The following is a 13,077-nucleotide window of genomic DNA, read 5'->3' on the forward strand; positions in this document are numbered from 1 at the left end:
GATATGGCCGCCGTACCGAGAACGACCATGAAGGAGTGCAAAGAAAGCGTGAGCATCCTGCTGCGGGACGTCATCGACATTCCCGAACGTATCGGCGCCGACGACTACGTGCTGCGCTTGACCGACAGCACCGACGGCGACGCACACATTCGCGCCACCGTTGACGCCTACGTGCTCACCGACTCGCTCAAAGACAACTTCGCGTCGGCCATCTCCCTCATCTCCGACGCGATCCGGAAGAACACCTCGCGCGGCGCCTACCTCGCCGGTTCGTTCGGCTCCGGTAAATCGCACTTCATGGCCGTGCTCTACGCCCTGCTCGGCAACCACCCCGCGCTGCGCACCGAACGCTTCCGTGCCCTCACCGACCGCTACGACGCCGACATCGCCGGCAAGAAGATCCTCAGCCTCACCTACCACTTCCTCGGCACCAAGTCGATGGAAGAGGCGATCTTCCGCGGCTACATCGACCAGATCCGACGTCTCCATCCCGAAGCGCCGCTGCCGGCCCTGCATGTGTCCGACACACTTCTCGCCGATGCCGAGCACCTGCGCGAGAAGATGGGCGACGGCCCGTTCCTCGCCGGACTCGGCGGCGACAGTACAGGCGACGACGATGCCTGGGGTGGACTGGTCTCCGACAGTTGGACACTCAAGCGTTACCGAGCCGGACTCGCCGCAAGTGCCGAGAGCGAGTCGCGCAAGGAACTCGTCTCCGCGCTGGTGCGCAACTATTTCTCGTCGTTCCTCGAGCAGGCCGACTACGTCGACCTCGACCGCGGCCTGAGCGTCATTTCCGAGCACGCCGAGGAACTCGGCTACGACGCTGTGGTGCTCTTCCTCGACGAACTGATCCTCTGGCTGATCTTCTACGTGCGCAACAACGAGATCTTCAGCCGCGAATCGCAGAAGATCACCAAGCTCGTCGAAGGCTCCGGCAACCCGCGGCCGATTCCTCTGGTCTCCTTCATCTCGCGGCAGATGGACCTGCGCAAGTGGCTCGCCGATGCCGGCGCCTCCGGTGCCGAGCAGGACGCATCCGATCGTGTACTGCAATACCAGCAGGGCCGGTTCCGCACCATCGAACTCGGCAACGACAATCTCGCCGAAGTCGCGAACATCCGTCTGCTGCAACCGAAGAACGACGAAGCCGAGCAGGCTCTCGACGAGGCATTCCGCGCCGTCACACGCAGCCCAGAAGTGTGGGACGTGCTGCGTGACTCGATGAACACCACCGAGGAACATCGCGGATCCTCCGAGCAGGAATTCCGGCTCACCTACCCGTTCTCGCCGGCGCTGGTTTCCACGCTGCGCGAACTGGCCTCCGTGATGCAGCGCGACCGCACCGCGCTGAAGGTGATGCAGCGCATGCTCGTCGAACGCCGCGACACCCTCACCACCGCCGACCTCATCCCCGTCGGCGACGCCTTCGGACCCATCGTCGACGGTGAAGAACCGATCGACGGTGTGGCATCCACCTTGTTCAAAGCAGCCGAATCCCTCTACCGCGACAAGATGCTCCCCCTGCTGCTCACCCGCCACCAGGTGACCCAGGAGCAACTCGACACCGATCCCGACTCGGTGCCCGCCGGATTCCGCGCTCACGACCGGATCGCCAAGACCCTCTTGCTGTCCGCCATCGCCCCGAAGGTCCCGGCGCTGCGCGACATCACCGCCTCCCGCCTCGCGGCACTCAACCACGGATCCATCAAGAGCCGCATGAAGGGTGGCGAAGCCCGCGTCGTCCTGGGCGTGGTCCGCGAATGGGCCAAGGACATCCCCGAGATCACCGTCTCCGAGGGCGCCAACCCGATCATTCGGGTGCAACTGTCCAACGTCGACTACAACTCCGTCCTCGAACGCATCCGCGGCGAAGACAACTCCGGCAAGCGCAAGGTGCTCATCCGCACTCTCGTGCACAAGGCGCTCGGCGTCGATACCAGGCAGGACGATCTCGCCGGCGGCGCGACGCGCACCGTCATCTGGCGCGGTTCCCGTCGTGAGGTCGATGTGGTGTTCGGTAACGTCCGCGACGCCTCCTCGGTGCCCGAACAGAACTTCGACAATCGACCGGGCACCTGGCGGCTCGTCGTCGACTACCCCTTCGACGAGGGAGAATTCTCCGCGGCCGACGACATCGCCCGCATCGACCGACTCCTGTCCGGCGGCGACAGGCACACCATCGTGTGGTTGCCGAAGTTCTTCTCCGACGAGGCCCGGCAAGACCTCGCCTTGCTCGTCAAGCTCGACTGGCTGTTCGGCGGCACCGGGGATCGCTGGCAGGAGAACACCGACCACCTCTCACCCGCCGACCGGGCGCAGGCCCGAGGCATCCTCGAGAACCTCTACCGGGGAACCCTCAATGCCTTCGAGCGGCTTCTCGAGCAGGCCTACGGCATCGAAGCGGCCGACCCGAAGTATTTCGTCGACGACCCCGGTCACACCGAGATCCTCACCTCCCTCAGCAAGGACTTCAGCCCGAAACTACCCACCGCAGTGAACCTGCGGGACGCCTTCGACAAGGTCATCGACCAGGCATTCACGGCGCTGTACCCGAACCATCCGCAGTACCCGAGCCCGGACGACGAGGTCACCCCCCGCCACTACGAGATCGTCCGCGGTTTCGTGGAAGAGGCGGTCGCGGACCGCCAGGGACGGGTACCCACAGCCGGCGCCGAACGCAAGGTCGCGCAGCGCATCGCAGCGCCGCTGAAGGTGGGCAAAGCCACCGAAGACCACTTCCTGTTCGGTGAAGACACCTTCGCGTACTGGGCCGGTGAACTCGACCGAGCGGCCGCAGAGACCGACCGCGTCACCGTCGGCGTGCTGCAGCACCGCATCGACTCGATAAGTCCCGCGTGGGGACTGCGGCCCGAAGCGCGCGACCTGATCGTGGCTGCGTGGGCGCTGCTCCGGAAACGTGCCTGGTTCGAGGCGGGCGCGCCCGTCCCGGCACCGCCGCTCGGACGGATGCGCGAGAGCATCGAACTGCGCGCCGAGGAACTGCCCGAACAGGCGGCGTGGGACGCCGCCCGCACCACGGTCAGCTACCTACTCGGTTACACGATGCCGCGTACCTTCCTCACGGGCGCGAACGTCGCCGACTTCGCACAGCAGGTACGCGCCAGGGCGGGGGAGAAGACCTCGGACCTGCGTCAGCTCGCCGACCGGCTGGCCGACGCCCACCGAGTCCTGAAACTGGATGTCACCGACACCGACCGGATCAGCGTCGCCCGGGCGCTCGTCGACTACCTCGACACCCTGGCCGGCACCCCCGGTAACGTCGCGCTCATCGACCTGCTCGCCACCGAACCTGTGCCGGGCTCGGCGGAATCCGCCGGTCGGATGCGGACGGAAGCGGCGCACGACGCAGCAGCGTTGCGAGGCTTCCAATGGAAACTCGTCGGAGCATTGCTCGCCGGTGCCGAAGCCGACGGTGAGCGAGGCGAATCCGCGCGGGTGATCGTGAAGAAGCTGAAGGAGCTGATCACCACTCAGGGAGTTTCCCTGGCCGACCAGCTCAACAGCACGGAAACCCGCGTGGTCGAGTGGGTGGTGGACAATACGCCTCAACCCCCCAAGCCGCCGCTTCCCCCGAAGCCTCCCAAGCATCGCATCACGCCTTCTCGCACCAACCCTGACGAAGTGACTCTCGAAGGCATCGACGACCTCAACTCCCTTACGTCCCAGTTGCAGGCCGCTTTCACGGAGCACGGAAAACGCCTGTATGTGAAGTGGTGGGTGGAATGAACACTCTTACCGCCACCCGTCCGATCATCACTGCCAAGCTCGCGAAAGCCGTCGAAAAGCGCTACAAGAGCGGTGTTCTCGGTCTCCGTGCCGCGCCTGCATGGGACGGCGGTACCTTCCAGCACGACGGAACCCCGGTGACGGTCGTGCCGTGCCCATCCACCCTCGCCGTGTGGGAGGCCCTGGAATCCCGCGCCGACGACCAGTGGCTCGTCATCCTCACCCCCGTCGACGACAAGGATCTCGGCGACGGGGTGCTGTCCCACCTCATCGACGGCCGGCTCCTCAGCCCCGACCCGTGGGACGCGCTGCGCTCGACGTTCGCGGCCACCACCATCGAACCCGCCCTCTACCGCGTACCCAACGACCGGGCATTGGCCCTCGGATTGCTTGCAGCGGTCCCCACCGCCGCAGTCACACCCGCGCCGGGCGGTGTGCTGACGCGCACGCACGTGATGTCGACCCTCGCGCGCGGCACGCTCGCGATCACCGATGATCCCGCCACCGAGATCGACACTTTGGCGATCCTCGAATGGAGCCGTCGCCCCGACGTGACCGACAACCTCGCTCGCCTCCGCGCAGACGGGGGCCCCGAGGTGATGAATGCCGTCGTGGAGTGGCTTGCCGAGCGAGCGGGAAGACTCGGCAAACCCGTGGCGGCGCTACTGAAAGCCCAGCGGATCGCCGAACTTGTGCCACTCGGTCTCATTGCGGGGTTGTTCTCCGACCCCACTCATCTCAAGCTCGGAGTATTTCTCGGGCGCTTCGGCCTCGACAGTCTCAGCGCCGACGATCTCGCCGCGTGGTACGACGACACCTCGGGCCTGGTTGTCGGCAGCCTCGTCGAACGGGAACGCCACGCGGTTCTCGAATCCGCCGCCGCACACGTGCGCGAGCTGAACATCGAACATCTCGCCGAGCGGTCCGAACTGCTTCCCCAGGGCCTCGTCGCGCGCCTCGACGAGCTGGCAAAGGCCATCGAGAACGCCCTGCCCGGCGACGCCGCTCGCGGACCGAAACATGAGGGCATCGACGGTGTCGAACGCGCATGGGAGCGGGTGCTGCAACACCTGTCCGCCCGCACGTCCACTTCCTGCCGAGCGGCCGAAGCCGCCGTGCGGTTGCTGCGGTGGCTCGTCGTGGATACCCCAACCGACAGTGGGCTCGACACGTTGACCCGCCGATACGTCGACGTCGACGGCTGGGTCGATGCCGCCCTCGTGACCTCGCATCGCGGTTCGGATCATCGGCGTCTCGCCGAGGCGATTACCCAGGTCATCGCCTTGGTCACCTCGCACCGCCGCGATCACGATCGTCGGTTTGCAGCGGCCCTCGCCGACACGCCGCACCCCACCGGCGTACTCGTCGAACAGTTACTGCCCACCGTGGTGCTGCCCCTGGCCAAGTCGACGCCCACGCTACTGATCGTGGTCGATGCGTTATCGGTCGCGGCCGCAACGGAACTTGCCGCGGCCGCCGCAGAATCCGGCTGGATGGAGGCGGGTGTCCTCGGCTCCTCCCGGCGAACGGGCGCACTTGCCGTCCTGCCCACCCTCACGCAACGGAGCCGCTGTTCACTGTTGGCCGGCGACCTGCGGGAAGGAAACGACACTGCCGAACGCACCGGATTCCTCAAACTCCTGCGGGACGCGAAGCTGGAAGCGGCACCGGGGCGCATCGACCCGATCTTCCACAAGAAGGCACTCGACACCGTGCCCGCCGGAGCGGATCTGGCCACCGACGTCGCCAATGCCATCGTCGACACCACCGGCCGCCCGCTGGTGGCTACGGTGCTGAACTTCGTCGACGACACCCTCCACCACACCGACCCGGGCGGAACCGACTGGGGCATCGACACCATCACCCACCTGCGCCCGCTGCTGCAGGCCGCGCAGCGAGCAGGTCGCGCGGTGATCATCACCTCCGACCACGGGCACATCATCGAGCGCCGCACCTCCGCCAAACGCGACCGTGTCACCGTGTACGGGCAGCGCGCACACGGTGACCTAGACCGGGTGGACGAGGGTGAAATCGTGGTACGAGGACCGCGGGTGCTCACCGACAGTCGATCGGTGGTGCTCGCCGTCGACGACACCATCCGCTACGGACCCGTCAACGCCGGTTACCACGGCGGGGCCAGTCCCGCGGAGGTAGTGGTGCCCGTGCTCGCTCTGCACACCGGAGTGCGTCCCGACACACTCACCGCACTCGGTCCGGTCGAGCCACCCTGGTGGCACAGCCCCGTCCAGGTCGACGCCCCCCGAGTGCGCCCAGCGCCGGCAGCGAAGCCGGCGGCACCCACCCTCTTCGACAGCGAAGAACGTTTCGTGGCCGACGCCGGTGGGGATGTGGCCGAACAGGTGCTCGCCACCACGGTCTTTGCCGATCAGATCCGGCTGGCAGGCCGGATCGTGGTGCGTCCCGACCAGATTCGCGCACTGCTCGCTGCACTGCTTGCGGCACCGGCGCGGGAACTGACCACCGCCCATGCAGCGGCCCTCCTCGGACTGGCCCCGATCCGAGTCGGTGGCGCGTTGCTACAGATCAAGCGGGTTCTGGACGTCGAAGGCTACGAGGTGTTGCTGCTCGACAGCGGTGTCGTCGGACTCGACGAAGCGGCGCTGCGCGAACAGTTCGGGATCGAATCGTGAACGCGGCGGTGTCGCCACGGAGGCGACGAGAAATCCTCGACGCGCTGCGACGCGGCACCGTCCCCGCGAACGGTCTCGACCAGCTCGCCGTCGGACTCGGCCGGTTCGAATCCGAACTCGACGCCGAACTCGAGGTGGTCGCCGGCGGGGGAGCGATGTTCAAGGCCGTGCGCGGGGACTACGGCTCCGGCAAGACCTTCTTCGCCCGCTGGCTCGCCGATCGCGCCACCAAACGCGGTTTCGCCGTCGCCGAAGTGCAGATCAACGAGATCGACACGCCACTGCACAAGCTCGAAACCGTGTACCGGCGCAGCATCGAATCTCTGCATACCGCCTCGATTCCGCCCTCCGCGCTGCGTCCGATCCTTGATGCGTGGCTGTTCACCATCGAAGACGACGCCACCCAGCAGGGCGTGAGCGTCGACGATCTCCTCGAACGTCGCCTCGCGGACGTCGCCGCGCGAGCACCGGTGTTTCCCATGGCAATTCGGGCCTACCGCCGGATGGTGGCCGAAGGCGACCACGACGGCGCCGACGGGCTGGTCGCCTGGCTCGGCGGCCAACCGCATGTCGCAGCATCGGTCAAGCGCCGCGCCGGCATCAAAGGCGACCTCGACCATTTCCTCGCGCTCGGCTTCCTCCGCGGCCTGCTCGCAGTGTTGGCCGACGCCGGCAACGCCGGCCTGCTCCTGGTGCTCGACGAGGTGGAAACCCTGCAGCGGGTGCGCTCGGACGCCCGCGCGAAAGCGCTCAATGCGCTGCGTCAGTTGATCGACGAGATCCACGATGGACACTTTCCGGGTCTGTACCTGCTGATCACCGGCACACCGGCGTTCTTCGAAGGTCGGCAAGGCATCCAGCTGCTCCCGCCCCTGGCGGATCGGCTGCACACCGACTTCTCCCGGGATCCGCGCTTCGACAACCCGCGCGCCCCACAGTTGCGACTGACAGGCTTCGACCTCGACCGGCTCGTCGAGCTCGGTGGTCGGGTGCGGGAGCTGTTCTGCTCCGGCATCGACGCGGGGGAACGGGTGCGGTCGACCGCGGACGACGAGTTCCTTCGCCGGTTTGCTGGTGCAGTCGCGGGGAGTCTCGGTGGTCGTGTCGGGATTGCACCCAGGCTGTTCCTGCGCAAACTCGTCGACGTTCTCGACGTCATCGAACTGCATCCCGATTTCGACCCGTATGCGGATTACGAGATCAAGATCGGGGCATCCGAGTTGTCGGAGGCCGAACGGGAGGTCGCGTCGGCGGACGATGTGGAGCTGGACCTGTGAGCTGCCTCGAGATTCCGAGCAGCCCGCGCGCGTTGAGTGACGACACACTCCGCCTGGCGCGGCTCGAACAGGCGAAGAAGGCACCATCGGTTCTGGAACTGAACCGGCTGATCTGGCGCATCAGCAAACGGGAAGAATGCCTCGACCGCCTTCCGTACCTCGATCCGACCTACGGCGGTGTAGACGCGGACGTCGTTCTGTTGCTCAAGGCACCCCAGGCCGACGCAGATCCGAGACGAGGAGCGGGTCGGTTGATCTCGCTCGACAACGACGACAAAGTGGCTGCGACACTGTTCGAGATGTTCCGCGAACTCGGGATCGAGAGGCGCCGGTGTGTTGCGTGGAATATCTGCCCGTTCGAGATCCGCAAGTTCGATCCCGACGACACCGAGCTGGCGAAAGGGAAGAAGTACTTCCGGTCCTTCACCGAACTGATCCATTGCCCGCGAACCGTTCTGGTGCTGGGCAGCAAAGTTCGGGACGGGTGGAAGAAGCATTCATTCGACGATGTAGTGCCGGATGCGCATGTGGTCTTCGGTCCCTCGCCGTCCCCTCCGGGAATCAACCGGCCTGGCGCTCGAGGCGAACTCCGCGCTGCTCTGGCCGAAGCATTCGGTTGAAACGTCCGGTCACGGTGTGGCGGCAGGTGCGCGGCGATCGCCGTCGCGGATCTACTTGCGGGCGCGGATCGGCCGATGAATGAGTGGGCGTCTGGGTGCGACGGGCTATGCGTTCGCCAATCGCTGGACGGCTAGCTGGTTGAGAGAGACGTGACGTTCTGCAGCTTCGATTGCGAGACGTCGATGCAGCTCGGGGGAGGTGCGAACGTAGATCGTACCGCTGTAGGAACGTTCGGCGAAGGGTTGCGGCACGGTTTCGCCGTTGGTGATCATATCGCCGATCACACTCTCGACGAGACGGACAAGGCCGGCCAATGCTTCGCTCTGATCGCTTTCGAGCCACGACAATCCCGGGAACTCCAGCACGGTGGCCACGTACTCGTCGTCGTCCGGCGACCACTGAACTCGGTAGCTGTAGTGACGTGCGTCCGGTCGGCTCATGACTCCTCTTCCATCTTCTCGATCGCTGCCAACACCTGTTTGACCTGGTACGGCTTGGCCTCCCCGTTCTTGCCGCGCTGGATGTTCACGCGTGGATCGCCCGGCCACGGTGTTCGAAACACGGCGTGACTACCCCCATCGTGGCGAGGTGGCCCGAAGACTTCCACACACAACCGATGCAGATCCTCGTAGCGGACGTTCCGGGGATTTTGGGCGATCCTCGATCGAAGCTTCTCTGCTTTCGACACGTCTCAATGCTAGCGTATGCGCTAGCACCCCGTGGGAGTGAAGTTGCTGTTGACAGTCCTGACGCGAATGATCGACGAGTGTCCCCGAACCCGCATGTGATCGAGCGATTCGATTCATGACTGACAGCGCATTCACCCTCCTCCATCCCGGCGTGCAGTATCACCTCGTCAACACGCTGCGTTGGGACGGCCTTCGCCCCACTCAAGCCGTCGCCGTCGAACCGATCCTCGGGGGCGAGGACGCTCTCGTCCTCGCCCCGACCGCGGGAGGCAAGACCGAGGCGGCGGCTTTCCCTCTGCTCTCGGCGATGGCCGAGCACGATTGGCAGGGCACGTCGGTGCTCTACGTGTGCCCGCTGCGGGCACTGCTCAACAACCTCCAACCACGCATGCACACTTACGCCCAGTGGCTCGGCCGCACCGCCGCCGTGTGGCACGGCGACGTCGGCCAGTCCGCGCGGCAGCGGATCCTGCGCGAGCGCCCCGACATCCTGCTCACCACACCGGAATCCCTCGAAGCGATGCTGGTGTCCACCAAGGTCGACCCGCGCGTACTGTTCGCAGGCCTACGCGCCGTCGTCGTCGACGAAGTGCATGCTTTCGCCGGCGACGACCGGGGCTGGCACCTCCTCGCCGTACTCGAACGACTTGCACGTATCGCAGGCCGACCTCTGCAGCGCATCGGCCTGTCGGCCACGGTCGGTAACCCCGACGAGTTGCTGGAGTGGTTGCAGGGCGGGACGCCCGGCCGGCCTCGCCGAGTCGTCGATCCCGCGGTGCCTGCCGCGGCTACGACTCCCGAGATCACCGTCGACCACGTGGGGTCGATCGACAACGCCGCCACGGTCATCGCCGCGCTGCACCAGGGGGAAAAGCGTTTGGTGTTCGTCGACTCGAGGCGCCGCGCCGAAGAACTCGGTGCGGCCCTGCGGGAGCGGGGAATTACGACCTTCCTGTCGCACTCGTCGCTCTCGGCGGCCGAACGGCGTCGGTCCGAAGCGGCCTTCGCCGATGCGCGGGACACGGTGATCGTCGCGACCTCCACCCTCGAACTGGGTATCGACGTCGGCGACCTCGACCGCGTCATCCAGATCGGTTCACCTCGTACCGTCGCGTCGTTCCTGCAGCGGCTCGGCCGCACAGGACGCCGCCCGGGTACTGTCCGCAACTGTCTGTTCCTAGGCATCGACGACGAGCAGGTGCTGCTCACCCTGGGAATGCTCGAATGCTGGTCGCGGGGATGGGTCGAACCGATCGTCGCCCCACCGTCCCCTCGGCACATCGCCGCTCAGCAGATGCTGGCGCTGTGTCTGCAGGACCACCGGCTGGGGGAGAAGAGCTGGAGGGACTGGTGGGGATCGCTGCCCATCTTCGACGAGCACGCCGACGAGATCATGGCGTTCCTCCAAGCCCAAGGCTACTTCGAGCGGGACGGCAGCTTTCTGCACATCGGTCCCGAGGCCGAACGCCGGTTCGGACGCCGATACTTCTCCGACCTGACCGCAGTCTTCAGCGCCCCACCGGAGTTCACCGTGCTGGCCGGACGCAACGAGGTCGGCACCGTGGGGACCGACCTGCTCGTCGAAGAGGTCGACGGTCCTCGTGTGTTGTTGCTCGGTGGTCGCTCATGGCTGGTGACCCACATCGATTGGCAACGACGACGGTGCTTCGTCGAACCCGTCGACGGGGGCGGCAGGGCGAAGTGGTCCGGCACCGGGGGCGGAGTGAGCTACGACGTCACACAGGGGATGCGCGCAGTGCTCCTCGGCGTCACGCCCACAGGCGTGACCCTCACCCGCCGCGCAGACAACGTGCTTGCGGAGCTCCGTCAGGGTTACGCAGACGTCGTCGACGCGGAAGCGTCTGTGCTGACGATGCCGTGGGAAGAGTCCGGCCGATGGTGGACCTGGGCAGGCACGGCCGCCAACCGCACGGTGCAGGCTTCGCTTCCCGAACTGGTGGATCCGCGCCAGCGGGTCGACGAGAAATCGTTGCGGTTGCTCCCGGGTATCACTCCGGCCGAGGTGCACGCGGCTCTGGCAGATCCCGCGTGGACCGTCCCGCATGTCGCACCGAACGCTGTGGCCGGACTGAAATTCTCCGCAGCGCTACCACCGGGGCTGGCAGAGAAGACCCTCGCGGTGCGGCTCGGGGACGAGTCGCACGCTCGCGATGTTGTCGCGCTGCGCCGGCGAATTCGTCGGACCGACCGCGGCGAATAGTCGCTCTGTCCGTGCCACGAACTACTCGACACACGGGGCGAAGCGTAAGGTCGGGAGGCGGGTACCTGCCGGGCCTGCCAACGGCTACTGCCCGTGCGAGCCGCCCGCCCCTCCTGCCTCGGTGCTGTGCACATCGTGTCGCAACATGCCGATGCCTCACGACGAAAGGTGCACGCGCGACGACCGACGAACCACTCGAACCGGACGTGACGAGCTGCAGCCCTCGCGACCCGCGACGCTCAGGGGCTGGGAACGTGCGAAACGGGCCTGCGTTGCGCGCGGTGCAATGCGCGCCGCAGTTCGTCCCGGTCGTCGAACACCTGCACCGTGTCCCCGGAGACCAGGCGTGGCTCGCATCCGCGTCCGGCCACGACGACGACGTCTCCGGGGCCGGTGTGGGCGACGGCGATATCGAACGCGCGACGTCGGTCGGCCTCGACGACGACGCGGGCGCTGCGCGCTGCGAAGGCACCTTCGGCGACCGCATCCCTGAGCACACGCGGGTCCTCCGAGAGGGGACTGTCGTCGGTCACGACCACCACGTCGGCGTAGGTCGCGGCGGTGTGCCCGAGCGGAAATCGCTTGCCGGGATCGCGTTCTCCGGTCGCGCTGATCACGAGGACCAGTCGCCGCTCGGGGGCGAGCGACCGGAGGAAGGGCAACAGTTCGCGTTGCCCGGACGTGTTGTGCATGTAGTCCACGAGCGCGAGAACACCCTCACCGGCGTCGACGCGTTCGAGCCGGCCGGGCACACCCGCGAGGGTCTCCAGACCCGCTGCGGCCTGCAGGACGTCGCCGTCGACGGCGGCCACCGAGGTGAGCGCCGTCAGCGCATTGGCCACCTGGTGTGGTCCGAGCAGCGACAGTCGCACCGGCGCACTCCCGGCCGGCGTGTGCACGGTGAAGCAGGTGCCGTGGAGATCGCACCGGATCGAGTCCGCGTACACGTCGGCGCGGGCATCGCAGGTCGAGTGCGTCCACAGCGGCACGTCGACGGAGGCCGCCAGACGTCGCCCGTACTCGTCGTCGATGTTCACCACGGCCGTCTGCGTGCGGTCGGCGGTGAACAGTGCCGCCTTGGCGGCGAAGTACTGCTCCATCGTGTGGTGGAAGTCGAGGTGGTCGGGCCCGAGATTGGTGAAGGCGACGGTACGGAACCGCACACCGTCGACGCGGCCCTGACTGATGCCGTGCGAGGACACCTCGAGCGTCACCGCCTGCACGCCCTGGTCACGGAACTCGGCAAGCGTGCGGTGCACGACCGAGGCCTCGGGAGTGGTACGGGTCGCGGGTCGTGTGCCGGCCGGACCGCGCACGACGACCCCGCCGATCATGCCGGTCACCACGCCGGTGGCCGCGAGTGCGGTGTCGAGGAGATAGGTCGCGCTCGTCTTGCCGTTGGTGCCGGTGATGCCGTGGACCTGCAGGTCGTGGGAGGGATGCCCGAGGATCCACGACGCCAACGGGCCGACCACGCCGCGCGGTCGATCGACCACGAAGGCGGGCAGCAGGCGCGACGGCCGGTCGCTGAGCACCGCGACCGCGCGATGGGTGGCGGCTTCGGCTTCGAAGTCCAGGCCGTGGGCGTGGTGTCCGGGTAGCGCTACGTACAGATCGCCGGGGCGCACCGTCCGGGAATCGTCGCTGATGCCGGTGATCACATGGTCGTGCCGGTCCGCTGGTCCGGATCGCAGGACACCGCGGAGGTGCTCGGCGACGTCGCGGACCTGGATCCGCCGGATGGGACGGCGAGGATCGTCCGGGTCGGTATGCACGGGGGCGGATACCCGGTCCGGGGCGGAATGATGCGCCGCCGGTGACCAGGCTCCACCGGCGTGCTCCTCGCCCGCGACATGCGTCGGTCTCAC

8 protein-coding genes are annotated in these 13,077 nt (G+C 66.9%); 5 read left to right on the forward strand and 3 right to left on the reverse strand.

The window, feature by feature from the left end:
• Positions 1-48 precede the first annotated feature (48 nt).
• Genes BO226_RS07740 through BO226_RS07755 form a run of 4 tightly spaced genes read left to right on the forward strand, consistent with a single transcriptional unit; the run spans position 49 to position 8,298 of the window.
• Positions 49-3,750, forward strand: a complete 3,702-nt coding sequence (locus tag BO226_RS07740; RefSeq protein ID WP_071934933.1) for a DUF6079 family protein — start codon at positions 49-51, stop codon at positions 3,748-3,750.
• Positions 3,747-6,401 (forward strand): BREX-2 system phosphatase PglZ, encoded by a 2,655-nt coding sequence (gene pglZ, locus BO226_RS07745; RefSeq protein WP_071934934.1) that lies wholly within the window; start codon positions 3,747-3,749, stop codon positions 6,399-6,401. Before BO226_RS07740 ends, pglZ begins: the two co-directional genes overlap by 4 nt.
• Positions 6,398-7,678 (forward strand): BREX system ATP-binding protein BrxD, encoded by a 1,281-nt coding sequence (brxD, locus tag BO226_RS07750; RefSeq protein ID WP_198040615.1) that lies wholly within the window; start codon positions 6,398-6,400, stop codon positions 7,676-7,678. Before pglZ ends, brxD begins: the two co-directional genes overlap by 4 nt.
• A gap of 32 nt (positions 7,679-7,710) precedes the next feature.
• Positions 7,711-8,298: a uracil-DNA glycosylase family protein gene (locus BO226_RS07755; RefSeq protein ID WP_156895133.1), complete on the forward strand. Its 588-nt coding sequence runs from the start codon at positions 7,711-7,713 to the stop codon at positions 8,296-8,298.
• Positions 8,299-8,403: 105 nt separating this feature from the next.
• On the opposite strand, the gene BO226_RS07760 is transcribed toward BO226_RS07755, so the two are convergent.
• Positions 8,404-8,739 (reverse strand): type II toxin-antitoxin system HicB family antitoxin, encoded by a 336-nt coding sequence (locus tag BO226_RS07760; protein WP_003934890.1) that lies wholly within the window; start codon positions 8,737-8,739, stop codon positions 8,404-8,406.
• Positions 8,736-8,987 carry a toxin HicA gene (locus BO226_RS07765; protein WP_037216603.1) on the reverse strand — a complete coding sequence of 84 codons (252 nt, stop codon included), beginning with the start codon at positions 8,985-8,987 and terminating at the stop codon, positions 8,736-8,738. Before BO226_RS07765 ends, BO226_RS07760 begins: the two co-directional genes overlap by 4 nt.
• Before the next feature lie 116 nt (positions 8,988-9,103).
• Between BO226_RS07765 and BO226_RS07770 the strand changes: the two genes are divergently transcribed.
• Positions 9,104-11,209 (forward strand): DEAD/DEAH box helicase, encoded by a 2,106-nt coding sequence (locus tag BO226_RS07770; protein ID WP_071934935.1) that lies wholly within the window; start codon positions 9,104-9,106, stop codon positions 11,207-11,209.
• Between the two features lie 239 nt (positions 11,210-11,448).
• Here the strand turns inward: BO226_RS07770 and BO226_RS07775 are convergent, their stop codons facing one another.
• Positions 11,449-12,984: a UDP-N-acetylmuramoyl-L-alanyl-D-glutamate--2,6-diaminopimelate ligase gene (locus tag BO226_RS07775; protein ID WP_083543593.1), complete on the reverse strand. Its 1,536-nt coding sequence runs from the start codon at positions 12,982-12,984 to the stop codon at positions 11,449-11,451.
• Positions 12,985-13,077: the final 93 nt, after the last annotated feature.

The organism is Rhodococcus sp. 2G (genome assembly GCF_001886355.1).
GTDB classification, from domain to species: Bacteria; Actinomycetota; Actinomycetes; order Mycobacteriales; family Mycobacteriaceae; genus Rhodococcus; species Rhodococcus pyridinivorans.

What these genes read in the sequence shown, in the direction of transcription:
- pglZ (WP_071934934.1), top strand. Translation starts at nt 3,747, where the DNA reads ATGAACACTCTTACCGCCACCCGTCCGATCATCACTGCCAAGCTCGCG.
- BO226_RS07760 (WP_003934890.1), bottom strand. Translation starts at nt 8,739, where the DNA reads ATGAGCCGACCGGACGCACGTCACTACAGCTACCGAGTTCAGTGGTCG.
- BO226_RS07770 (WP_071934935.1), top strand. Translation starts at nt 9,104, where the DNA reads ATGACTGACAGCGCATTCACCCTCCTCCATCCCGGCGTGCAGTATCAC.